This window comes from Pseudomonas sp. GW-45 (genome assembly GCF_056896675.1).
Window position 1 is genome coordinate 2234928 of sequence record NZ_CM167674.1, and the last position, 24715, is coordinate 2259642.

Annotated in this window: 15 protein-coding genes; 4 read left to right on the forward strand and 11 right to left on the reverse strand. The window is 55.6% G+C overall.

Annotation, left to right across the window (positions count from 1 at the left end):
• Positions 1-14: 14 nt before the first annotated feature.
• From AC1XYH_RS10160 to acnA, 4 genes are all read right to left on the reverse strand, one after another.
• Positions 15-1148: a cupredoxin domain-containing protein gene (locus AC1XYH_RS10160; protein WP_483323083.1), complete on the reverse strand. Its 1134-nt coding sequence runs from the start codon at positions 1146-1148 to the stop codon at positions 15-17.
• Between the two features lie 19 nt (positions 1149-1167).
• Positions 1168-2007 (reverse strand): iron uptake transporter permease EfeU, encoded by an 840-nt coding sequence (gene efeU / locus AC1XYH_RS10165; protein ID WP_483323084.1) that lies wholly within the window; start codon positions 2005-2007, stop codon positions 1168-1170.
• A 128-nt stretch (positions 2008-2135) separates the two neighbouring features.
• Positions 2136-3866 (reverse strand): sensor domain-containing phosphodiesterase, encoded by a 1731-nt coding sequence (locus tag AC1XYH_RS10170; RefSeq protein WP_483323085.1) that lies wholly within the window; start codon positions 3864-3866, stop codon positions 2136-2138.
• Between the two features lie 348 nt (positions 3867-4214).
• Positions 4215-6947 (reverse strand): aconitate hydratase AcnA, encoded by a 2733-nt coding sequence (gene acnA, locus AC1XYH_RS10175; RefSeq protein WP_483323086.1) that lies wholly within the window; start codon positions 6945-6947, stop codon positions 4215-4217.
• A gap of 306 nt (positions 6948-7253) precedes the next feature.
• On the opposite strand from acnA, the gene AC1XYH_RS10180 reads away from it, so the two are divergent.
• The 4 genes from AC1XYH_RS10180 (at position 7254) to galE (ending at position 13770) form a co-directional block, all read left to right on the forward strand.
• Positions 7254-8813, forward strand: a complete 1560-nt coding sequence (locus AC1XYH_RS10180) for a methyl-accepting chemotaxis protein (protein ID WP_483323087.1) — start codon at positions 7254-7256, stop codon at positions 8811-8813.
• Positions 8814-9494: 681 nt separating this feature from the next.
• Positions 9495-10121, forward strand: coding sequence for an REP-associated tyrosine transposase (locus tag AC1XYH_RS10185; RefSeq protein WP_483323088.1), 627 nt, complete (start codon positions 9495-9497; stop codon positions 10119-10121).
• Positions 10122-10863: 742 nt separating this feature from the next.
• Complete coding sequence (glmS, locus tag AC1XYH_RS10190) at positions 10864-12690, forward strand: glutamine--fructose-6-phosphate transaminase (isomerizing) (RefSeq protein WP_483323089.1); 1827 nt, start codon at positions 10864-10866, stop codon at positions 12688-12690.
• Between the two features lie 57 nt (positions 12691-12747).
• Complete coding sequence (gene galE / locus AC1XYH_RS10195; protein ID WP_483323090.1) at positions 12748-13770, forward strand: UDP-glucose 4-epimerase GalE; 1023 nt, start codon at positions 12748-12750, stop codon at positions 13768-13770.
• A gap of 183 nt (positions 13771-13953) precedes the next feature.
• On the opposite strand, the gene glmU is transcribed toward galE, so the two are convergent.
• The 7 genes from glmU to AC1XYH_RS10230 all read right to left on the reverse strand — a co-directional run bounded on the left by glmU (position 13954) and on the right by AC1XYH_RS10230 (position 24659).
• Positions 13954-15315 carry a bifunctional UDP-N-acetylglucosamine diphosphorylase/glucosamine-1-phosphate N-acetyltransferase GlmU gene (glmU, locus tag AC1XYH_RS10200; protein ID WP_483323091.1) on the reverse strand — a complete coding sequence of 454 codons (1362 nt, stop codon included), beginning with the start codon at positions 15313-15315 and terminating at the stop codon, positions 13954-13956.
• Positions 15316-15438: 123 nt separating this feature from the next.
• Positions 15439-17430 carry a polysaccharide biosynthesis protein gene (locus tag AC1XYH_RS10205; protein ID WP_483323092.1) on the reverse strand — a complete coding sequence of 664 codons (1992 nt, stop codon included), beginning with the start codon at positions 17428-17430 and terminating at the stop codon, positions 15439-15441.
• Positions 17431-17536: 106 nt separating this feature from the next.
• Positions 17537-18931 (reverse strand): phosphohexomutase domain-containing protein, encoded by a 1395-nt coding sequence (locus AC1XYH_RS10210; protein ID WP_483323093.1) that lies wholly within the window; start codon positions 18929-18931, stop codon positions 17537-17539.
• 248 nt (positions 18932-19179) lie between these two features.
• Complete coding sequence (gene pgi / locus AC1XYH_RS10215) at positions 19180-20820, reverse strand: glucose-6-phosphate isomerase (RefSeq protein WP_483323094.1); 1641 nt, start codon at positions 20818-20820, stop codon at positions 19180-19182.
• A 3-nt stretch (positions 20821-20823) separates the two neighbouring features.
• Positions 20824-22119: a UDP-glucose dehydrogenase family protein gene (locus tag AC1XYH_RS10220; protein WP_483323095.1), complete on the reverse strand. Its 1296-nt coding sequence runs from the start codon at positions 22117-22119 to the stop codon at positions 20824-20826.
• A gap of 21 nt (positions 22120-22140) precedes the next feature.
• A complete protein-coding gene (galU, locus tag AC1XYH_RS10225; protein WP_483323096.1) occupies positions 22141-23022 on the reverse strand; it encodes a UTP--glucose-1-phosphate uridylyltransferase GalU in 882 nt (293 codons plus the stop codon).
• A gap of 452 nt (positions 23023-23474) precedes the next feature.
• Positions 23475-24659, reverse strand: coding sequence for a DegT/DnrJ/EryC1/StrS family aminotransferase (locus AC1XYH_RS10230; RefSeq protein WP_483323097.1), 1185 nt, complete (start codon positions 24657-24659; stop codon positions 23475-23477).
• Positions 24660-24715 lie beyond the last annotated feature (56 nt).

Consider the following 24715-nt stretch of genomic DNA (forward strand, 5'->3'; position numbering starts at 1 on the left):
GAAAAGCGGCGTTCTTAGTAGGCTGGCGTTAGCGTCTCATTGACCTTCGCCAGCGCATTGGCCAAGGCTTGGGTCTGCTGCAACAACTCCGTTCTGTTCACGTTCGCTTGTTGCAGGGCCAGCTCCAGCGCCACGGCGGACTGCTGCAGCGGCGCAGCTTCGCTCGGCGAGCCTTGCAGCAACGGCATGAGCAGCGACACCACCTTCTCAGCGCCCTGCTGCAGCCCACGTACATCAGCCAGCTCGCTGTCACTCAGCTGGGTTTGCGATTGCTGATAGTCGTGCCAGGATTGCAGCACCCGCGCCATGCCATTGGCCAACTGTGAGGCAGGAACGCCATCGTTGCTGAGTCGTTCGCGCAGCAGCTGCACGTCGGTGTTCAGCTGCTGCACCACTGGAGCCAGTCCGTCGATGCTCTGCTGCACAAACAACCCTTCGGCGAGACGGTGGAAGCCAATAAAATCCGCATCTCGCTCGCGCTCGGCAAAGTAGTCAGCCCGCGCATTCAGACGCTGATCCAGATCACTGAACATCCCAACCGCAAGCGCCATGTGCTGATCTGCTGTACGAGCCTCCTGGTAAGCCCGCTGCGCGGCGGTCAGATCGTTTTCGGCAATAGCGCTTTGCAGCGTGTCTACTGCCTTTTGCAACTGCCTACCCTGCAGGATGAGATAAACCCGGTACTCGGCGAGCGGGCCAATAAAGGCTTTGGCCGATACCTTGGCAACCGCCGACTGGCCTTCAACGGCCGTTACCGTCAGCGTGCCGCGCGGATTGCTCAGCAAACCGCAAGTCATCTGGTATTCACCCGGCGCCAGCGTGGTAGTGATCTGCTGTTGTATCTGTGGCGCGATATTCTCGCGCTCCTCCAGCACCATCACACCATCGAGAATCTCCCACTCGGTCGCCCGTTCGGATTGGTTGATGACAATAAATCGGTGGCGCCCTGCCGGCACGCTGAGCGCATTCGGCTCACAGCCCTTAGCGGTAATGGTCACGCGAGTGCCCTGCTCATCTGAGGCCGAACGCTTGCTCAATGAAAAATAGAACAGCGCAAGCGCTACCAGCATCAATACAGCAGCCAAGACCATGCAAATACGCAGCAACCTGGAAGAAGGCGGCCGGGAAGAAGTTGACGAATCAGACATAAAAAACTCGTTTCGGGTTTTAGCGAGCAGGCTCGACCCGCACCAACGAAGGCGCGAGACGACGGGGGCGAAAGAACAGCAACAGGGTGATCGTCAGGAAGCCAACATAAGCCACTACTTCGCTGAGGCTAGGCGCCGGTTGGTAGCCAAAAACGCCGGCGAAAACACTACCCAAGGGCGTGTCCAGTGGTAGCCAGTTGCTTAGATCAAACAGGATTTGCTGGGCATGATTCCACCAACCGGCCTCATGCAAGGCGCGTACAGAGCCAGCAAGCAGGCCTGCCGCCACCAGCAAAATAAACAGACCGGTGATCCTGAAAAAATGCTTTAAATTCAGGCGTAAGCTGCCGCGATAAAAGGCCCAGCCCGCGAATACAGAGCAGATGACACCTAAAAGTGCGCCCAGCGGAGCGGCAGTACCCTGGCTTTGCTGAAATACCGCCAATAGGAAGAAAACCGATTCGAGCCCTTCACGGGCTACAGCAAGAAACACCATACCGATCAATGCATAGGTGTGGCTGTGGCCGCTAGCAAAGGCACTGTCCAGCGCGCCAGTGAGCTCGCTGCGTAGCCCCTGTGCCGCCCGGCGCATCCAGAACACCATCCAGGTCAGTACGCCTACAGCAATCAAGCCGACCACTGCCTCGAACATTTCCTGCTGTCGCTGCGGGAACTCGGCACTAACCATTTGCAACCCAGCGCCCACCAGCAAGGCCAATGTGGTCGCCAGAAAAATACCGATCCAGACAGCGGGCATCCAGGCCCCGCGCCCGGTTTGGCGCAAATAACTGGCGATGATGCCGACAATCAGCGCGGCCTCAAGGCCTTCACGTAGCATGATCAGAAAGGGAACGAGCATGAGTCTCAACCTTGTCAGAGAAAATCTGATAACGAATGAGAATCATAACATGTTACAAAATGTGTATTAACCGGAAATACCTGTGACATCGCGCCGCAGGAGAAAACAGCCTTAAGCTGACTCGCGGCTCAAATCAACTCAGTTCGTTGTTCAAGCCATTCAACCAGCGCGGCCGGCGGCATGGGTCTGGCTATCAAATAGCCTTGAACCTCATCGCAGCCCCACGCATTAAGCAGGTCGTAATCTTTTTGTGTTTCAACGCCTTCGGCGATAACCCGGTACTCAAGCTTGTGTGCGAGTTCGATGATGGTTTTTACCATGCGCCGCTCAACGGCGTTTTCTTGCAGACCATCTACAAATGATTTGTCAATTTTCAATGCCGTGGCGGGTATTTCGCGCAGATACGACCAATTACTGTAGCCAGTCCCAAAGTCATCAATGGCAACCTCTAAACCCTGACCTCTCAGGCGTAATAGCTGCTCTTTAACCGCAAGCGGATTACTTATCAGCACGCTCTCGGTGAACTCCAGTTCTAGCTCCTGCGGCTGAACTCCATAACCTTGCATATGCGCCAGTAACTGCTCCGCAAACACCGGTGTCTCAAGGTCTCCCGCAGAGATATTAATTGATACAACCAGGTTGATCCCCTGGGCTCGCCACTCGCTTAACTGCCGCAGCGCTTCGTGCATCACCCACAAGGTCAGGGCGCTCACCAACGCGGTCTTTTCGGCAAGTGGAATAAACTCGGCAGGGCCGACGTGCCCTAACTCCGGATGCTTCCAACGCAAAAGCGCCTCTACTCCGGTGCAGCGACCGCTCTGCATATTGAGTTTTGGCTGATATTCCAGGCTGAACTGATCACGTGCCAACAGCGCGGCGGAAATGCCACTCAGCAACGCGAACGACCTTTGATGAGCGCTATCCAGCTCCGGCCTGAACCAAGCCCATTTCTCACTCAGACTACGCGCGTAATCAGCCGCACCAATACTTAGCCGTAACCAGTTGGCGTGATCAGCAACGCCAGGGCGCAACGACAAAATGCCAATCGCCACCTGCGTATGAACCGGAATACCCTGACAAAAAACGGATTGCTTTAATGCATCCAAAAGTCGACAGCCCAGGGCTTCACAGCTCTCGGCAGATGCATATTCAAGCAGAATCGCAAAGCGGGTGGGGCTAGCCTTGTATAGGCTAGCGCCAGAGGGCAGAAGCGCCTGCAGCGTGCGCGTGGTTTCGACCAGCAGCTGATTAAAGAAAGCGTATCCCAGTGCTTTCACCACGTCTTTGACGTACAGCAGCGAGAACACATCGACCACTATCAAATTGCCCTGCGTGGTGCGCTGCTGCAATACGAAAATATCGTTACCAAGCCGCGCCTCATTGGGCAACTTAGTCGTCGCGTCAGTAAAGCTGCTATCGCGCAACGATGTAATCCGTGACATCACCAAGTCTGCCAACTGCTGCAAAATAGCCAATTCAGACTCATTGAGTTGCGCACGCGGCTTGGTATCTATCACGCACAGAGAGCCAAGCGCCAGACCATCATCGGTAACCAGCGGTACTCCGGCGTAAAAGCGGATTCCGGGCGGCCCGGTTACCAGCGGATTATCTCGAAATCGAGGATCCTCAAGAGCATCTGTCACCTGCAGCGGGAACGTCTGAAGAACCGCGTAAGCGCAAAATGACTGACTGCGTGGGGTTTCCCTGACGCCCATACCTACGTGGGCCAAAAACCACTGGCGCTGGTTATCCAGTATCGACACCAATGCTATGGGTACATTCAAACAGGTGGCAGCAAGCTGTACCAGCCTGTCAAAGACCGGGTCCTGATCATGACTGGTAAGACAAAGATCATTCACTCGCCTCTGCCTGTCACTTTCATGTTCAGGGTAAGGCGCACCTGCATGCCCTAAAACCATCGTCGTCCTCGCAGCCATAGCAGTATCAAATGGATATTACATTCCTAACACTTACGCAAGTTGATGCGCAAATTTGCGCAGCTTCCTCAAAGCTAACGCGCGACCTAAAATACAACAACAGCAAGCAGGTCGGAGAACCTAACCAGAAGTATCGTCGATTCAGTTCAACCGCCAGCCATTAGCATCACGTATACATTTTAAAAAGCCCCACTTGATAAGCGGGGCTTGAGTGAAGCCACCGATGCAAACAGGTGGCTTCATTTTCCTCGATTCAACTTCGGTTAGCGGCTAAGAACCAATCAAATCCCTCAGCACATAGTGCAGAATACCGCCGGCCTTGAAATAGTCGATTTCATTACCGGTATCAATCCGGCAAAGCACCTCAAAGTTGACCTTATCGCCCTTGCTGGTGAGCGCTGTAACCTTCAGCGTCTGGCCCGGTTTGAGATTGTCATCGATGCCTTGAATATCGATCACCTCATGGCCGTCCAAGCCCAGGTTGACCAGGCTTTGCCCTTCCTTGAACTGCAGCGGCAACACGCCCATGCCGACCAGGTTAGAGCGGTGAATCCGCTCAAAACTCTCGGCAATTACGGCTTTAACACCCAGCAAAATAGTGCCTTTGGCTGCCCAATCTCGGCTAGAACCCGTGCCGTATTCTTTGCCCGCCAACACCACCAAGGGAGTGGCTTCCTGCTGATAGCGCATGGCAGCATCATAGATCGACATACGTTCGCCGCTAGGCGTGTGAATAGTCTCACCTCCCTCTTCGCCACCGAGCATGCGGTTACGAATACGGATATTGGCGAAGGTGCCGCGCATCATCACTTCGTGGTTGCCGCGACGCGAGCCATAGGAGTTAAAGTCTTCCGGCTTAACGCCCAGGCTTTGCAGATACTCGCCAGCCGGTGAGCTGGCCTTGATGTTACCTGCGGGCGAGATGTGGTCAGTGGTGATGGAGTCACCAAATACCGCCAGTACTCTTGCCTGATTGACATCCTCAAGCGGCTTGATCGGCTGATCAATATCATCAAAGTAAGGTGGATTCTTCACGTAAGTTGAATCTTCCTGCCAAGCGTAAGTCTTGCCTTCGTTGATTTGAATAGACTGCCAATGCTCGTCGCCGCTAAATACATCAGCGTAGCGAGTACGAAACATACCGTCTTCAACCAGGGCTACCGCTTCGGCAATCTCAGCGTTGCTCGGCCACACATCCTTGAGGAATACCGGTTTGTTGTCGGCATCCAGACCCAGCGGCTCTTCCGCCAGATTAAGCCGAGTGTTGCCCGCCAGTGCATAAGCAACTACTAACGGTGGCGACGCCAACCAGTTGGCTTTCACTTGGGGATGCACGCGGCCTTCAAAGTTGCGATTACCTGAGAGCACCGCCGACACCACCAGATCGTTCTCACTCACCGCATGGGCGACATCATCCGGTAGCGGGCCAGAGTTACCGATGCACGTGGTGCAACCATAGCCGACCAAGTTGAACCCGAGCTGATCCAGATAATTCGTCAGGCCTGCCTTGTCGAGATAATCAGTGACTACCTTGGAACCGGGAGCCAAAGAGGTTTTAACCCAAGGCTTGCGCATCAAGCCACGTTCAATCGCCTTCTTCGCCACCAAGCCCGCAGCCATCATCACGCTGGGATTCGACGTATTGGTGCAGGAGGTGATGGCCGCGATCACGACCGCGCCGTGGCTCATCACATGCTCTTTGCCATCGACCGTGATACTCGCCTGCGCATTCTGCGCACCGACGGCAGTGCCACCGCCACCCTCGCCTTCCAAGCGCGCTTCTGCTTGATCTTCTGGCGCGACCTGCAGTGCCAACAGATCATCAAAGGCTTTGGGAATATCTGGCAGCGCAACACGATCTTGCGGGCGTTTTGGCCCCGCTAGGCTCGCCACCACCTCAGCCATATCCAGATGCAAGCTATCGGTAAAGGCTGGCTCATCACCCGGCTCGCGCCATAAGCCCTGCGCCTTGCTGTAAGCCTCCACGCGCGCCACCACTTCATCCGGGCGACCGGTTAGGCGCATGTAGCCAAGGGTAATCTCATCCACCGGGAAGAAACCGCAGGTAGCGCCATATTCCGGCGCCATGTTGGCGATGGTCGCGCGGTCTGCCAGTGGCAGGTCGGCCAGGCCATCACCATAAAATTCAACAAACTTGCCGACCACACCGTGCTTGCGCAGCATCTGCGTAACAGTCAGTACCAAGTCGGTAGCGGTCATGCCCTCGGGCAACTTACCGGTCAACTTGAAGCCAACCACCTCGGGAATCAGCATGGAAACGGGCTGACCGAGCATTGCCGCCTCTGCTTCAATGCCGCCCACACCCCAACCGAGCACACCCAAACCATTAACCATAGTGGTGTGCGAATCCGTGCCTACCAGCGTGTCTGGATAGGCCCACAGCTTGCCATCCACTTCCGCTGCCCAAACGCTTTGCGCCAGGTATTCGAGGTTAACCTGATGGCAAATACCTGTGCCCGGTGGCACAACGCGGAAATTATCGAAGGCCGTTTGGCCCCAACGCAAAAAGGCATAACGCTCACCGTTGCGTTGCATCTCCATCTCAACGTTATCTTCAAAAGCGTCATCGCTCGCAAAGTTATCCACCATCACTGAGTGGTCAATCACCAAGTCGACCGGTGAGAGCGGGTTGATCTGCTGAGGATCACCGCCTGCTCTCGCGATAGCGTCACGCATCGCGGCAAGATCGACCACTGCCGGCACGCCGGTAAAGTCCTGCATCAGCACGCGCGCTGGACGATATTGAATTTCGCGGTCAGAATGCCGCGCCTCAAGCCAATCGGCCATTGCCTTAATATCGTCCGGGGTAACGGTCTCGCCATCTTCGTTACGCAGCAGATTTTCCAGCAGTACCTTCAACGACTTGGGTAAATTATCGATACCCTTCAGCTGCTCAGCGGCTTTGCGCAGGGAATGGAACTGGTAGGTCTTGCCGTCGACATCCAGCGTAGAATGCGTGTTCAAGCTATTGGCTACGGACATTCAGCTATTCTCCTCTCGGCCGGCTTTTTGCCAGCACTTGATTGGCTTTACTCTTTATTCTTTATTCTGGACTCAACGTCATTCCAGATTAAATTAATCGCAAATAGGTAGGCGGCAATAATGGAGCGTCTGTACTTTTCTCAACGTTATTGCCGTTATTCACACTGTTTACATCAATGTTTTACCGTACTGATGATTAACGATGCCTGCAACCAGCCATCCAGAGCCATCGGTACGTCAGTTATACTCAAGCATAGACAACAGAATGGGTGAATGACTCCCGCCCAGAGCAATCAAGGATGCCCCATGCGCAACAATCAACCGGTTACCCAGCGCGAACGCAGCTTTCCTAAAGAGCAGCGTCTCATCTCCACGACCAATATCAAGGGCATCATTACTTACTGTAACGATGCTTTCGTTGATGTCAGCGGCTATAACCGGGAAGAGCTGATTGGCAGCCCACACAACATGGTGCGTCATCCAGATACCCCGGCGGCGGTATTTGGCCATCTGTGGGGCGACCTTAAACAAGGGCATGCCTGGATGGGCATCATCAAAAATCGCTGCAAGAACGGCGACCATTATTGGGTTAACGCTTTCGTCACGCCTATTTACGAGCGCGGTGACATTCAGGGTTATGAATCAGTACGAGTAAAAACCACGGCGGGCCAGGTCGAGCGCGCTGAGGCCCTTTACCAGCGCCTGAACAAAGGGGGTAAAGCCACTGCGACAGATTGGTCTGGGCTAGTGCTGCACATCGTGCCCAGCGCTTTAATGTTGGCGATAGGTGCTGCTGCGGGCGCCACGCTGGGATTGCCAGGCATAGCCCTGGGCGCAGCTCTTGGCCTGCCGGCCGGTTTCGTTTTGAAAGCGCTGCTTGATCAACGCCTGACGCGCATCGTCAGCACTGCCGACAGCAGCATCACCGACCCGCTTTTAGCGCAGATGTATACACCGTACAAGGGCGCGCTCGGGCAGATCGAAATGGCCATGCACAGCCAGCAAGCACGCCTGCAAACCTGCCTTACCCGCTTGGCCGATAGCGCCGAACAACTCAAGAGCCAGGCCGGCGAGGCCAGCCAACTGGCTGGGCAAAGCAGCGCCGGGTTGCTACAGCAGCGCAATGAAACCGACATGGTTGCCACCGCCATTAACGAAATGGCCGCCGCCACTCAGGAAGTCTCAGGTAACGTACAGAACACCGCCGATGCCACCCGCGAAGCCAGCGAGTTGGTGATGCACGGCAAGCGCGTTGCCACCAAAGCACGTGAAGCCATCGAAACGCTGTCTGGCGCGGTCAATTCCGCCACCACCGTAGCCAATAAACTGGCCAGCGATGCACGCGAGATCGGTACCGTTGTGGATGTGATCAAGGGCATCGCGGATCAGACCAATCTGCTCGCACTGAACGCAGCCATCGAGGCCGCCCGCGCGGGCGAGCAAGGCCGCGGATTTGCCGTAGTAGCCGATGAAGTACGCGCCCTCGCCAGCCGAACCGCCCAGTCCACCGAGCAAATTCATGGGCTAATTGCCAACCTCCAACGGGCCGCAGAAGGCACCGTAGAGAGTATGAAGATTGGCAACGAACAAGCTGACCGAGGCGTTGAGCAAGTAATAGAGGCAGACGACGCACTGGAAGGTATACGTCTGGCCGTAGAGCGTATCAACGACATGGCCGGTCAGATCGCCAGCGCAGCTGAAGAGCAAAGCAGTGTCGCCGAAGAGATCAACCGCAACGTCACCAATATCGCCAGCCTAGCCGATAGCACCGCGCAGGACGCACAACGCAGCGCCGACCTAAGCCGCGAACTGTCCGGTACTGCGCAACAGCAGGTGAATTTGGTGGAACGATTTAATCGACGATGATGGAGTAGTCGTTACCTTCCCTGGGTAGCAGCGCTCTAAAACACACTCAGGCTCACAGCCTACCTTTTTTGGAGGGCCGGGTTCCATCCCGGCCAGCGGCATCCAACCTGCGTACGTTGGTCGTTATGTGCCACGCATCTGCTACGGTGACGTTGGACAGGTCGCTGGTCGAGATGGAACTCGACCTTCCATAAAGCACACCCAAAACCTGCCGTTTCTTTGGAGGGCCGGGTTCCATCCCGGCCAGCGGCATCCAACCTGTGCACGTTGGTCGTTATGTGCCAGGTATCTACCACGCTGGCGCCGGGTAGGACGCTGGTCGAGATGGAACTCGACCTTCCATAAAGCACACCCAAAGCCCGCCGTTTCTTTGGAGGGCCGGGTTCCATCCCGGCCAGCGGCATATAACCCATTCACGCTAGCGATTGTATGCCACGTATCTACTACGGTGCCGCCGGGTAGGACGCTGGTCGAGATGGAACTCGACCTTCCATAAAGCACACCCAAAGCCCGCCGTTTTATTTGGAGGGCCGGGTTCCATCCCGGCCAGCGGCATTGAGCCAATACAATGCGCTAGTTCCTTCACTGAAGTACGACCCGCTCACACTTACGTCTCTCCTCGCTGTCCAGGTGCTGCCTGCTTGTTAGCCTAATGTGCTAAACCAAACAGGACATGCTGATATGAGCTCCAAGCCTGAACAGCATCGCGGCTGGTATACCACACGTCGTATACCGCATTTTGATGCAGCGCATACCTTTCAGTTCATCAGCTTCAGGCTAAGCGATAGCCTTCCTCCCACTGTACTGAGCGACATGAAAGCCGAAGCTGATATGCGCTCCACAAGCGAAAAATCGACTGCACTGCGCACCAGCATGGAAGCCTTTCTAGATCGCGGCTACGGGTGTTGTTTGCTTGCAGAGCCAGAAATGGCCGCTCAACTAGGGCAGGCGTTTAATTACTATGACGGAAGGCGATACGAGCTTATTGCCTGGTGCGTCATGCCTAACCACGTGCACATTCTGATCAAGCCAATGACCTCGTTATCTCGCATAGTGCAGGGTTGGAAAACCTGGTCGGCGCGCTGGGCGTACCAACACGCGCAACAACTTCATCTGCAAATGCCGCCAAACGGTTTCTGGATGCGGGGGTATTGGGATCGCTATATTCGCGATGAGATTCATTTCCACGCAGCGATTGCCTATATCCACCAGAACCCGGTCAAGGCTGGCTTATGTAGTCATGCACAAGACTGGGTGTGGTCGAGTGCAAAACAGAGCGAATGCGGCTTGGGACCAGTAAATCCATAAATGGAGGTCGGCCAGCAGCAAATCGCACACAAAGGCAAAGCTTGCCGTTTTTTTGGAGGGCCGGGTTCCATCCCGGCCTGCGGAGTCCAGTCAGTGTGCTTGGGTGGTTATGTGCCCAGCACTTACAACGGTGATGTTGGGTAGGACGCTGGTCGAGATGGAACTCGACCTTCCATAAAGCAAACCCAAAACCTGCCGTTTTTTTGGAGGGCCGGGTTCCATCCCGGCCTGCGGAGTCCAGCCAGTGTACTTGGGTGGTTATGAGCCCAGCACTTACAACGGTGATGCTGGGTAGGACGCTGGTCGAGATGGAACTCGACCTTCCATAAATCACACCCAAAACCTGCCGTTTCTTTGGAGGGCCGGGTTCCATCCCGGCCAGCGGCGTCCGACCTGTGGGCGTTGGTCGTTATGTGCCAGGTATCTACAACGCTGGCGCCGGGTAGCCCGCTGGTCGAGATGGAACTCGACCTTCCATAAAGCACATCCAAAGCTTGCCGTTTCTTTGGAGGGCCGGGTTCCATCCCGGCCAGCGGCGTCCAGCCAGTGTGCTTGGGTGGTTATGTGCCACGTATCTACAGTGGTGGTGCCGGGAAGGTCGCTGGTCGAGATGGAACTCGACCTTCCGGAAAACAAGGTCGCACTCGTAAAGTGCCAGTGGTTATTCCCCTAGCCCCACCCCGCAATGATAAACTCGCGGTTATTGCACCAGTCACTTTGTATCAGTATCAAGGACATCACCATGTGCGGAATCGTCGGCGCTGTTGCTCAGCGAGATATCACTCCCATCCTGCTTGAGGGGCTGCGCCGTTTGGAATACCGGGGCTACGACTCTGCCGGTGTGGCGGTCATGAACAGCCAGCATCAGTTGCAGCGCGTGCGCGCGGTGGGCAAGGTGATCGAGCTGGAAAAGGCGCTCATTGCCACACCCGCTACCGGCCATCTCGGCATCGCCCATACCCGTTGGGCCACGCATGGCAAACCAGCTGAGCGCAACGCCCATCCGCACCTGTCCCACGGCTTGGCCGTGGTACACAACGGCATCATTGAAAACCACTCGCCGCTGCGCAAAAAGCTGATCGATCTGGGTTACGTCTTTACCTCGGAGACCGACACTGAAGTGGTCGCTCACCTGTTGGCGCATCACTATGGCCAGAGCCAGGATATGTTGACCGCGTTCCGGGCAACCTTGGGTGAAATTCATGGTGCCTACGCGCTGGCAGTCATCCACGAAGCTGAACCCGACAACCTCTACTGCTCACGCATGGGTAGCCCTTTGGTGATTGGCGAAGGCAGCGGCGAGCGTTACTTGGCGTCCGACCCCCTAGCGCTACTGCAAGTCACTGACCGCTTCCGCTATTTGGAAGAAGGCGACTACGCGCGCATTAGCCTAGCAAGTTGTGAAGTATGGGACCGCGCCCACGATCAGGTAGATCGCCCTATCACCCGCTACGAACACGCCGCCCATAGCTTCGACAAAGGCGAGTATCGCCACTTCATGCTCAAGGAAATATTTGAACAGCCGCAAGCCATCCGCGACACCTTGGCCGGCACCCTGGGCGATGACCACGTACTTACCGCGATTCTCGGGCCAGACGCTGAAACGCGTTTAAAAGATATCGAAAATATTCATATCGTCGCCTGCGGCACCAGTTATCACGCAGGCGCGGTCGCGCGTTATTGGATCGAAGATCAAGCAGGCCTGCCTTGCCAGGTCGAAGTGGCTAGCGAATACCGTTACCGCACCGTGGTGGTACCGGCCAATACGTTGCTGATCACCCTGTCGCAGTCTGGCGAAACCGCAGACACCCTGGCTGCCCTGCGCTATGCCAAAGGCCAAGGCTACCTTGCGAGCTTAGCTATCTGTAACGTTGCGGGTAGCTCGCTGGTACGCGAAGCAGACTGGCGTTTATTGACCCACGCAGGCCCCGAGATTGGCGTTGCCTCCACCAAAGCCTTCACTACCCAGTTGGTCGCCCTGCTCTGGCTGACCACGGCTTTGGCACAGGCGCGCGGCAAGCAAGAGTTCATCGCTCGTAACGTAAACGCTCTGCGCAGTCTGCCGGCCATAGTCGAGCAGGTATTAACGCTAGAGCCGGCCATCACCAAATTAGCTCAGAGTTTTGCCAACAAGCATCACGCGCTCTTTCTAGGTCGCGGAACGCATTACCCGATTGCCATGGAAGGCGCGCTTAAGCTGAAAGAAATCTCTTACATCCACGCCGAAGCTTACGCTGCCGGGGAGCTCAAGCATGGACCACTCGCATTGGTCGACGACGACATGCCCGTGGTCAGCGTTGCGCCCAGCGACAGCCTGCTGGAGAAGCTCAAATCCAATTTGGAAGAAGTGCGCGCACGTGGCGGCCAGCTAATCAACTTCGCCTGTGAAAGCATCGAGCCAACTACCGATAGCAGCATTCAGACCATCAGCCTGCCGTGGGTAGAGGAATGCATATCACCGATTGTTTACACGCTTCCGTTGCAGCTGTTGAGCTATCACGTCGCCCTGGTCAAGGGCACTGATGTAGACAAGCCGCGTAATCTGGCCAAATCGGTTACCGTAGAGTAACGCTCACGGCTATACGGCTAAGCGGGTAACTAAAACGCACACAAAGACAGGTTAGGCATGCATACCAACAACACTATTCTGGTCACTGGCGGTGCGGGTTACATCGGCTCACACACCTGCATCAAATTGCTTGAAGCAGGTTATGACGTGGTGGTGCTGGATAACTTCAGCAACAGCTCGCCGGAAGCGCTGCGCCGCGTAGAAAGCCTGGCTGGCCGCCCCACTACATTGGTGCAGGGCGACATCAACGATCCTGCGTTGCTCGCCCGCCTGTTCGGTGCACACAAGATCGATGCGGTCATTCATTTTGCCGGCCTGAAAGCGGTCGGTGAATCGGTTGAGCAGCCCCTGCGTTATTACCACAACAACGTCACCGGCACCTTAGCACTCTGTCAGGCGATGCAAACGGCCGGTGTTTTCAATCTGGTATTCAGCTCCTCGGCCACGGTATACGGCGATCCTGCTTCGCTGCCGATTCGCGAGGACTTTGCCACCGGCGCGACTAACCCTTACGGTCGCTCCAAATTAATCATCGAAGAAATTCTGAGTGATCTGCACCGCAGCGCGCCCGAATGGAATCTCGCCTTGCTGCGGTATTTCAATCCAGTAGGCGCCCACCCAAGCGGTCGCATTGGCGAAGACCCGTCCGATATTCCTAACAACCTGATGCCCTACATCGCGCAGGTAGCCGTCGGGCGTCGTGATCATCTAAGTGTGTTCGGCAGCGACTACGACACCAAAGACGGCACCGGCGTGCGCGATTACATTCACGTACAGGATCTCGCTGAAGGCCACGTAAAAGCACTGGAATGGCTCGACCGCAAAGAAGGCGTTAAAGCTATCAACCTCGGCACCGGAACCGGTTATTCAGTACTTGAGATGCTCAAGGCATTTGAAAAAGCCTGCGGCAAGCCCCTGCCCTACAAACTGGTCGACCGCCGCCCCGGCGACATCGCCAGCTGCTACGCCGATCCAGCGATGGCACGCGATGTGTTGGGATGGTCAGCCAAACTGGGCTTGGAGGCCATGTGTGAAGATGCATGGCGCTGGCAGCGGGACAACCCCAAGGGTTACGAGTAACTGCTAGCCATACTGGGTGCGAAACCGCGAGATACCACCAAGGGTTGGTGGGGGCTCGGTTAGCGGGTGCTCCGGCTGCTGTGATAAAAACTCCAGCACATATTAAGCACCCGCAGCACTCTCACTCTCCATGCATCACGCAAGAAGACACCCAGCTAAGCGCCGGGCCAAATGAGCCGCAATTCAACTCGGCTTAGATGATTTCCAATCCGCTCGCAACGTCTGCCGCGCTCTGCCAAACGCCAAATTATCCGCCGGCACGTCTGCAGTAATGGTCGAGCCTGCCGCAATGGTAGCCCCCTCACCCAGCGTCACCGGTGCCACCAACGCTGAGTTGGAACCCACAAAAACGCCGTCTTCGATACGGGTAACAAACTTGTTAACGCCGTCGTAGTTGCACGTAATAGTACCCGCGCCAATATTCACACCCCGACCGACTTCAGCATCACCCACGTAAGATAAGTGGTTGATCTTCGAGCCTGCGCCCAGCGTGGTCTTCTTGGTTTCCACAAAGTTACCGACCTTGCTGCCGTCGTGCAGACAAGTGCCCTGACGCAAGCGCGCATAAGGCCCAACCTCGCACGCCTGACCAACCTGCGCACCCTCGATGTGCGAGAACGCTTTGATCACACTCCCGGCCGCAATATGCGCGTCACGAATCACCACATTGGCTTCAATCCGCACGTTATCTTCAATCACCACGCGGCCTTGCAGCACTACGTTCACGTCGATTTCAATATCCCGCCCGACCGTTACTTCACCCCGCACATCCAGACGTGATGGGTCGATAAGGGTTACGCCGGCGGCCATCAACCGCTCTGCTTCGCGTTGTTGCCACGCACGTTCCAACACCGCTAACTGCTGGCGGTTGTTTGCGCCCATAACCTCCAGCTCATCCTCAGGCTGCGCCACTACCACGGGTAGAGACTCAGCGACGGCCATAGCCACAACGTCGGTCAGATAGTACTCACCCTGCGCGTTATCACTGGAGAGGCTGGTCAGCCAGGCTCTCGCCTTTGCACCGGGTAGCGCCATGATGCCGGTATTGGATTCGTGGATCAGCAGCTGCTGAGGCGACGCGTCTTTTTGCTCGACGATCGCCTGCACGCGATCAGCCGCATCACGCACAATGCGGCCATAACCGCTGGGGTCGCTCATATCAACGGTGAGCAAACCCAGTTTGTCTGCGCCAGCCAAGCTGGTCAGACGTTGCAAACTGGCTAGCCGCAACAGTGGCACGTCGGCGTAAAGCACCAATAACTGGTCAGCACCTTCGGTATGCGCCAGCACTTGGGCAACGGCGTGGCCAGTACCCAATTGCTGTTCCTGCACCACCCAGTTCACATCGTCTGCAGCCAAGGTTGCACGCACACTCTCCGCATCATGGCCGATAACCACATGAATTTGCCGCGGTGACAAAGCACGCGCACTATCAAGCACGTGCGCCAACATAGGTTTGCCGGCAACTGCGTGCAGCACTTTTGGCAGGTTTGAGCGCATACGGGTGCCTTGCCCAGCGGCAAGAATGACAACATCCAGATTCATCTTTAAATATCCCTGTATTTGTTCTTTGCTCAGCAGCGCAGCTGCTCAACCAGCAATAAGATGGGTAGGCACCAAATAAAAAGGCCACGACACGTCGTAGCCTTTTTTATGAGCAGCCAATAATTAGCCTTGGCGCTGCTCGTAGATAAGGTCGACGATGCCGTGGCTCGGCTGGTAACCCTGTACCGTACTCAGCAGCAATTCACGTACCTCGTCATAAGCATCGGTTTTCACTGCCCTACTCATCTGTTCCAGGATCAGCCGTAATTCAGGCCATGGCACCAAGGCTTCGTTGGCACGATGAATTTTGGGATGAGCAGTGGTTGCCGGGTTATCGCCCAACAGCAGCTCTTCGTACAGTTTCTCGCCGGGGCGTAGCCCGGTAAATGTAATCGCGATGTCGCCGTTGGGGTTTACTTCGTCACGCACGCTCAAACCCGAGAGCATCACCATCTTGTGCGCCAGCTCGACTATGGTCACCGGCTGGCCCATGTCCAGCACAAATACGTCCCCACCTTCACCCATAGAACCCGCCTGAATGACCAGCTGAGCCGCTTCAGGAATAGTCATGAAGTAACGGGTAATGTCCGGGTGGGTTACGGTAATCGGGCCCCCACGACGAATCTGCTGGCGGAACAGAGGAATCACCGAACCGGACGAACCCAACACGTTGCCAAAACGCACCATGGTGAATCGAGTACGGTTAACGCAACATACCGCTTGATCATCGCCCAGCAAGCTGGGCGCCTGCTCGGCGCTTAAGCCCTGCAGCACCAACTCAGCCATACGCTTGGTGGCGCCCATTACATTGGTCGGCCGTACTGCCTTGTCGGTTGAGATGAGCACACAGTTTTGCACCTGGCAACGGATTGCAGCTTGGGCAACCTTGAGCGTGCCAAACACATTGTTCTCGATGCCTTCAGCAACGTTATGCTCCACCATCGGCACGTGTTTATAGGCTGCGGCGTGATAAACCGTGTTCACATTCCATGCGCTCATGGTGTCTTCAAGGCGAGTGCGGTTACGCACCGAGCCAAGAATAGGCATCAACAAAATGTCGAGTTTGTTAGCGCGAATCCAGCCCTGCAGTTCACTGTGGATCGAGTACAAACCAAATTCGTTGTGTTCATACAAAATGAGGGTTTTTGGCCCAACGTTAACTATCTGCCTGCACAGCTCGCTGCCGATTGAACCGCCGGCGCCGGTCACCATCACCACTTGCTCACGGATACAAAAGCCCAGCAACTCATCCGCAGCCGAAACCGGATCACGGCCCAGCAGGTCAGCCACATCGACCTCTTCCAAATCATCTACTTTCACTTTGCCGCTGGCGATATCCATGATGCCGGGGATACTGCGAACGTGCAGGGGATGAGGTGCCAATTGATTGAGTATCTGCTGACGCTCGGCCCGCGAGGCCGAAGGAATGGCCAGCAAGACTTCCCCCACACCCGTTTGAGCAACCATCTGTGCAATTTGATGGGAAGAAAACACCGGCAGCCCGGCAATCATGCGACCTTCGAGACTCAGATCATCATCAATGAACGCCATCGGCTTATACATACGACCCACGCGTAACGAAGCCAGCAGCTGATTACCCGCAGCACCAGCACCGAAAATAGCCACTGGCATCCCTGCTTCAGGCGGCGTCTCGCTAGTGGCAGCAGGTGCCCCGCCCATCAACCAATCACCCATAAAATACTCACGGGCGGCAAGGCGCAAGCCGCCGATCATTAACAAACTGAGTGACCAGTAAGACACAATGGCAGAGCGAGGGAAAAACACCTCCCAGCCGTTATCCCGCCCGATCAGCACCGCGACTACAAGCGCGGCGCAGGCGAGAGAAACAGATTTGAAAATACCCAGCAGAGCCTGGCTACCAAAATGCCGCATCACCGCGCGGTACATGCCCATTTTTACGTAAATGGGCAGCGCCAGCACAGGTGCGAGCAGAAACAACCAAGCCTGATCAGCCGTTGGCCACAGCCATCCTTCACCACCTAAACGCAAATAGAGCGCCAACCATAACGCTGACCAGGTAAGCACTACATCAGCGCCAATCTGCATCACGCGTTTGCGCCCATAGCTCAGTTTAATCAAACGTTCCTTGAGCATCTTGCTCTCCTACTGCGTATGTCAGGCGGTATTATAAATGCTAACCATTCTATTTAAATGTAAAAACGTTACTATCTGACACAAGGTAACGCGGCTAGCTGGCAGTTCATGCCTTGCCGATTGCGGCAACCAGCTCCTGCGTTTTCTGCTGCATCAGTGTCTCGTCAGCACGACTTTCTACATTCAAACGAATAACGGGCTCAGTATTGGACGCTCGCAAATTGAAACGCCAATCAGCAAAACAGACACTGACACCATCCACATGTTCCACACTCAATGCGGCTTTTGCGTACTGATCCTCAATTTTAGCAAGCACAGCAGGCGCATCGCTCACCGTCAGATTGATCTCACCGGATGAAGGATAGGCAGCAATTCGTTCTCTCACCAACTCAGACAAGGGCTTTCCCTTGCGACATAGCAACTCAGCAATCAACAGCCAAGGGATCATACCGCTGTCGCAGTAAGCGAAATCACGGAAGTAATGGTGCGCGCTCATTTCCCCGCCATACACCGCGTCTTCAGCGCGCATGCGCTCTTTGATAAACGCATGGCCTGCTTTGGTTTGCACCGCCACACCACCGCCCTGCTCAACTAGCTCAACGGTATTCCATACCAGACGCGGATCGTGAATCACCCGAGCGCCGGCTTCCTTCTGCAGAAATGCCTCCGCCAGCAGCCCCACAATGTAGTAGCCCTCAATGAACTCGCCCTTCTCATCGAACAGGAAGCAGCGATCAAAGTCGCCATCCCAGGCGATACCCATATCCGCGCCGTGCTGCTTTACCGCGTCGCCCGTCACCGCGCGGTTCTCGGTCAGCATGGGGTTGGGAATACCATTAGGGAAGCTACCATCAGGCTCATGACATATCTTGGTCAGCTCAACCGGTATCCCGCGCGCGGCGAAAGCCTGCTCCAACGCATCCACTGCTGGCCCAGCTGCGCCGTTGCCGGCGTTGACCACCAAGCGCAGCGGCGTAAAGGCCGACGGCTCGATATACGTCATCAAGTGCTCAACGTACTCCGCACGCGGGTTGATCAGCTTATAGCTGCCGCGCTGCTCTACCGGGATGCTGGGGTCTTTGCCGTCTACCAAGGTGAACTCGAGAGACTCGGCCAATGCGCGAATGTCTGCCAAACCGGTATCTGCTGATATAGGCCTGGAGCCTTCGCGAACCAATTTGAAGCCGTTGTAATCAATTGGGTTGTGCGACGCAGTCACTTCTATGCCGCCATCCACACCCAGATGAAAGGTCGCGAAGTAGACTTCTTCAGTACCCACCATGCCCAGATCCAATACATCCACGCCCTCATCCCGCAGCCCATTGGCCAAAGCGGCCTTCAGCCCTGCAGAGGTCTCACGGATGTCACCGCCCAATACCACACGCTTGGGCTTAAGCCACTGAGCAAAGCCCCGCGCGATACGATAAGCCACCTCTTCGTTCAACTGAGAGCCTAATTGCCCGCGAATGTCATAGGCCTTGAAACAGGTGATCTCAGACATGATTATTCCCTAAATAATTAAAGTGAACTGAGCCGGCGCAGCCGGCTAATGCCGAAATGGAATTCGACACTCTTGAAATTTTGCCAACCCCGATTGGGAAGGCGGAGCATCAACACAAGCATGTGCGCTAACAGATATAACGCTGGCCGAGATGGAACTCGACCTTACATAAAACAAAACCGTGTTACGTCACAGATATCTAACGACCAAAAAACACTGCGCTCGCCTCACACACAACCCAACAACGCTCACCCCAAAATACGCGCCAACAGCCCAGCGGTAGAAGAGTCCGCATTGTTCAGCTCATCACTATCACCCCGAATATAAGCCAGCGTATCCATAGCAATACGCTTGCCCATCTCCACACCCCACTGATCAAACGGGTTGATATCCCAGATCACCGACTGCACGAACACCTTGTGTTCATAGAGCGCAATCAAGGCGCCGAGACTGTATGGCGTGAGCTCATCCAACAACAGAGTAGAGCTAGGCTGGTTGCCGCGATAACGCTGATGCAGCGGCAACGCCTCAGCACCCTCCACTGCGGCGTCACCCAACGCCAGCAAGCGCGACTGCGCCAGGCAGTTGGCCAATGCCAGCTCGTGCTGCGCCACCAATTCGACGGCGGCTTCGTTGTGTTGCGGTTCCAAATACCGTCTGGCCGGCACAATAAAATCGCAGGTAACTACCTCTGTGCCTTGGTGCAGCAATTGATAAAACGCATGCTGCGCGTTAGGCCCAACATTGCCCCACACGATAGGACAAGTTGCATAGTCCACGGTCTCACCACCCAGGCTCACGCTCTTGCCGTTAGACTCCATCTCAAGCTGCTCAAAATAATTCGGCAACTCCTTGAGACGTCCGTCATAAGGCAAGATGGCATGAGCGTTAATGCCCAGCACATTGGTATTCCAGATACCGATCATGCCCAGCAAAACTGGCAAGTTGTCCGCAAAGGGTACCTGCTGAAAATGCTCGTCCATGCTGTGCGCGCCGGCCAGCAAATCACGAAACGCCGGCATACCAATCGCCAAAGCCACCGGCAAACCAATCGCCGACCACAAGGAATAGCGGCCGCCCACCCAATCCCATAGCCGCATCTGATTTCCGGGCGCGATACCCCACTCAGTCATCTTGTCGGCAGCAGCAGAAACGCCCAAAAAGTGGCATCCCAGTAACCCTTCGCGATCGCCAACCTCGCGCTCCAGCCAACGCCGCGCTGTCGCTGCATTGCTCAAGGTATCGATAGTAGAAAACGACTTGGAGGAAATAATAAACAGCGTGGAATGCGCGCTCAGATCGCCCAACAACTGCGATAACTGGCTGCCGTCCATGGTCGAGGCAAAATGCACACTGAGCGGAGACTGGCCGGGCAAACACCAATCCGTCAACGCTTCAGAGACCATCAGCGGGCCAAGATCGGACCCACCCACACCAATATTGACCACATCCGTGATGACCTCGCCCGTCGCGCCACGCCACTGACCGGCGCGTACCTGCTGCACAATCTCTTCCATGCGCTGCAATTGCGCATGCACCAGCAGAGCAACATCTTCGCCCCGAACCACACAAGCGTTATCCACAGGCAACCGCAACGCCCAATGCATGGCCGCTCGGTTCTCGCTCGAGTTGACCGCTTCACCTGCAAACAATGCATTGATACGCTCAGCAAGGCCGCGCTCACGGGCCAAATCAAGCAGACGGTCCAGCGTCTCCATCTCAATCCGCTGCTTGGAAAAATCAAACAGAATGGCGCCAGTCTGGCGATGCAGATCATCAAAGCGCTGGCCGTCACCAGCAAACAAGTCGGACAAATGCTTACCGCGCATCTCTTCGCCATGGGCCAACAACGCTTGCCAGGCTTGGCTATTACGTCTGGAATCTGACATTGCTCAGCTTCTCCCTATGCCGAAGTACGTAAAGCCGCTCTGCTTGATGAAATCCGGATCCCATACATTGCGTCCATCCAGCAACAACGGGTGCGCCATGCTCATCTTCAGCCGCAATAGGTCCGGGCTCCAATAGGCTTTCCACTCGGTCACCAGCATCAGGGCATCTGCACCCTCTGCCGCTGCGTAGGGGTCATCGTGCAACACCAGGTCATCGCGTTCACCCGCCCACTCGCCCAACACCTGGAGCGCGCGCGGGTCATGCACATGCACCTCAACACCCTGCGCCCACAAAGCTTCAATCAGCTTGAGCGCTGGGGAATTATCGATACGGGAAGATTCGGGCTTGAAAGAGACACCCCAGATGGCAACGCGCCGTCCACGCAATTCAGTGCCGTAATGCCGCCATAACTTGCGAAACAGCACTTCTTTCTGGCGTTCGTTAATGCGCAACACCTCATCCAGCAGCTGCGCCTGCATACCACTGCCCTGCAGCGTCGAGGCCAGGCTCATCACATCGCGGGAAAAACTCAAGCCACCAAAGCCACAGCCGGGATAAAGATAAGCCTCGCCAATGCGCTTGTCAGCGCCCATACCCTGGCGGATGCGTTCTATATCCACGCCAAGATGATCGGCCAGGTTGGCCATGTCATTCATGTAACTCAAGCGGGTCGCCAACATGCCCGTAATCGCCAGCTTGGTGAACTCCGCTTCACGTGAGCCCATTAACATGATGGCGTCACGCCGACGATTGAACGGCCGCAACAGCTCGGCCACCTGCTTCTGCGCCCACACTTGCTCTGCGCCTAACAGCCAGCTGTCGGCGCGCATAAAGCTTTGCAGCGCATTACCTTCGATGAGTAGGTCGGGCAGGCTGACTACCGCGCTGCCGGTCTCGCTTTCTGAAGTATTTTCAACCAGAGCGCGCTGCAAGCTCTCGCTGGTGCCCACCGGAAAAGTGGATTGGTTCACTACCAGCCAGCGCTCTGCGCGATGCGTAGGCAGCATGGCCACGATTTGCACAGCCAATTCAAGCGCATCCGGGCTCAGTGCCAGCCACACGACTGTGCTCTGCTGGTGGGGTGGTGACGCCAAGGTAGACAGCACCAAGCGACCCGCCTGAGACTGCTCCGCCATCAAGTCAGCCAATCCCGGTTCACGAAATGGACAATCCCCCTGGGCTAGCTGCTGCGCCACATTGCCTTCCGGCAGGTGCAAAAAAACCTGATTACCCGCAGACGCCAGTGCTGTAGCACTGACCAGCGCGCAAAGCGTATCGCCATAGACTTCCAACTGCATGCGTCCCTTCCTTAGCCTGAGTCAGGTCTTGTAGCGCGCCAACAGGGCTTTGAAATCCGCACCCAGCTTTGCGTGACGCAAGCCATAAGCCAAGGTCGCTTCCAAATAACCCAGTTTATCGCCGCAATCATAAGAACGACCACGAATATGGTAAGCCTCCGCCCCGCTCTGCCGCATCAAAACAGCCATAGCATCAGTCAGCTGAATTTCGCCGCCGGCACCGGGCTGGGTCTTGGCGAGCAAGTCAAAAATCGCCGCCGGCAACACATAACGGCCAACGATGGCGAGATTGGAAGGAGCATCGGATCGAGCGGGCTTTTCCACCATCTGGCTGATGGAAGCATGTTTACCCTGATGCAATTCAGTGCCACCCAGATCCACCACACCATATTGGTGCACGCGTTCATAAGGTACAGGCTCGACCATAATCTGCGCTTGGCCATTTTGCACAAAGCGGTTGCTCATCAGGCTGAGATCACTCAATGAGCCGGACTGCTCAACCAACACATCGGGCAACATCACGGCGAAGGGCGCATCGCCGACCACCGGCCGGGCACAATACACAGCATGGCCCAAACCCAGCGCTTTACCCTGCCGCACAGCGGTAATCTTCAGCTCGGGTGGCGCCGTATCACGCAACAACTCGAGCAGCTCTTTCTTACCGCGCCGCTCAAGCTCAGCCTCTAGCTCGTAATTCACATCAAAATGATCTTCAATCGCCTTCTTGCTGGAGTGCGTCACCAGCACAATCTCGTTAATACCGGCAGCCAACGCCTCCTCAACCACGTACTGAATCACGGGCTTATCAACCACCGTGATCATTTCCTTGGGGATAGCCTTGCTGGCGGGCAAAAAACGCGTGCCAAGACCGGCGACGGGTAAAACGGCTTTGGTAAGCTTCACAGTGGCTCCTGAATATCCAAGGGGATCAGAAAATAGAAAGCGCAACGCTAAAAGAGTTCAGCAATGGCATCACTCAAAAGCTACGATTGAGAGATGCAAAATGAGAGCCAGCAAAACAGCCAGCGCAGGACAGGAAGTGCCGTGACCCCAGCTAATAGAATAACTCATGTTCTGCAGCACAGAGGCATGGGCGGATTTATAACTGGAGATAAGCATCACTACAACTGAACACTCATCATCGCGCTTGTGGAAGGTCGAGTTCCATCTCGGCCAGCGTACGCACCGCCCACACAACCCCCGCCCCAAGCGAAACTACCAAAACCGCACTTATTCACCGAATCAACTGCCCGCCATAGAACCCGGCCTTCCCTAAAACCAACGCGCTGCGCACTTGGGAAGGTCGGCTTCCATCTCAACCAGCGCCATCAACAAAAATACCAGCACAGCATAGGCTACTCTGCAGCCCTACCCGCCTCGCGCAACACTGCATCAATCACTGCGCACGTCTTCTCTATCTCAGCTTCGGTCAAAGTAGGGTGCACCAGGAACATAAGACTGGTTTCACCCAACTCACGCGCAACCGGCAAACGCTCAGTCGGCCGCCAGCCCGTATCATCAAACGCCTTTTCCAGATAAACCTCAGAACAAGACCCTTGGAAGCAAGGCACACCCGCATCCGCGATAGCCGCAACAATGCGATCACGCGACCAACCTTCCGCCAACTGATCAGGGCACACCTGTACGTAACACTTGTAATGCGCATGCACCACATCAGCAGGTAACTCGGGTACCCGAACTACAGCGTGCTGGCGGCAAACTTCCCAAATACGCTCTGCGTTCTGAGTGCGCGCGGCAGTCCAAGCGGCCATGCGTTTAAGCTGTATGCGGCCAATAACGGCCTGCAGCTCAGTCATACGCCAGTTAGTACCAAAACTCTCATGCACCCACCTGAAACCAGGCGGATGCTGGCGCTCATAGACTGCTTCCCAGCTCTTACCATGGTCCTTGTATGACCACATGCGCTGCCACAAATCGCGATCATTTGTGGTCACCATCCCGCCTTCACCACCGGTGGTCATAATCTTGTCCTGACAGAACGACCAAGCTCCCACGTGGCCAATGGAGCCGACAGCGCGGCCTTTATAGCGAGCACCGTGAGCTTGGGCGCAGTCTTCAATCACGAACAAGCCGCGCTCTTTGGCCAAAGCCATGATCGGATCCATATCACAAGGCCAGCCGACCAAATGCACGCAGATAATCGCCTTGGTCTTGTCAGTCAAAACCGCGCGAATAGTATCAACCGTCACATTCTGGTTATCACGATCTACGTCGGCAAATACCGGTACCGCGCCGGCCGTTACAATGCTGGAAGCCGACGCCAAAAAAGTACGCGCGGTAACGACAACTTCATCACCCTCGCCTACACCCAAACACTTAAGCGCTAGATCAAGGGCTTGCGTGCCATTAGACAAAGCAACCGCATATTCGGAATCCGCCCATACGGCAAACTCCTTCTCAAACTCGCGCCCTTCCTGACCGGTCCAGTAATTGACCTTGTTAGAAAGCAGCACATCATGCACAGCAGTGGCCTCTTCCTCAGTGAAGGAAGGCCATGGAGAGAAAGGAGTGTTAAGCATCAAAAGACCTTTAAAATTAAGAAACCCGGCTACGCCAGGTTTCGACAAAATAAATT

Coding starts and splice junctions, on each gene's coding strand:
- AC1XYH_RS10160 (WP_483323083.1), bottom strand. CDS start 1,148: ATGTCTGATTCGTCAACTTCTTCCCGGCCGCCTTCTTCCAGGTTGCTG.
- efeU (WP_483323084.1), bottom strand. CDS start 2,007: ATGCTCGTTCCCTTTCTGATCATGCTACGTGAAGGCCTTGAGGCCGCG.
- acnA (WP_483323086.1), bottom strand. CDS start 6,947: ATGTCCGTAGCCAATAGCTTGAACACGCATTCTACGCTGGATGTCGAC.
- AC1XYH_RS10180 (WP_483323087.1), top strand. CDS start 7,254: ATGCGCAACAATCAACCGGTTACCCAGCGCGAACGCAGCTTTCCTAAA.
- AC1XYH_RS10185 (WP_483323088.1), top strand. CDS start 9,495: ATGAGCTCCAAGCCTGAACAGCATCGCGGCTGGTATACCACACGTCGT.
- glmS (WP_483323089.1), top strand. CDS start 10,864: ATGTGCGGAATCGTCGGCGCTGTTGCTCAGCGAGATATCACTCCCATC.
- galE (WP_483323090.1), top strand. CDS start 12,748: ATGCATACCAACAACACTATTCTGGTCACTGGCGGTGCGGGTTACATC.
- glmU (WP_483323091.1), bottom strand. CDS start 15,315: ATGAATCTGGATGTTGTCATTCTTGCCGCTGGGCAAGGCACCCGTATG.
- AC1XYH_RS10205 (WP_483323092.1), bottom strand. CDS start 17,430: ATGCTCAAGGAACGTTTGATTAAACTGAGCTATGGGCGCAAACGCGTG.
- AC1XYH_RS10210 (WP_483323093.1), bottom strand. CDS start 18,931: ATGTCTGAGATCACCTGTTTCAAGGCCTATGACATTCGCGGGCAATTA.
- pgi (WP_483323094.1), bottom strand. CDS start 20,820: ATGTCAGATTCCAGACGTAATAGCCAAGCCTGGCAAGCGTTGTTGGCC.
- AC1XYH_RS10220 (WP_483323095.1), bottom strand. CDS start 22,119: ATGCAGTTGGAAGTCTATGGCGATACGCTTTGCGCGCTGGTCAGTGCT.
- AC1XYH_RS10230 (WP_483323097.1), bottom strand. CDS start 24,659: ATGCTTAACACTCCTTTCTCTCCATGGCCTTCCTTCACTGAGGAAGAG.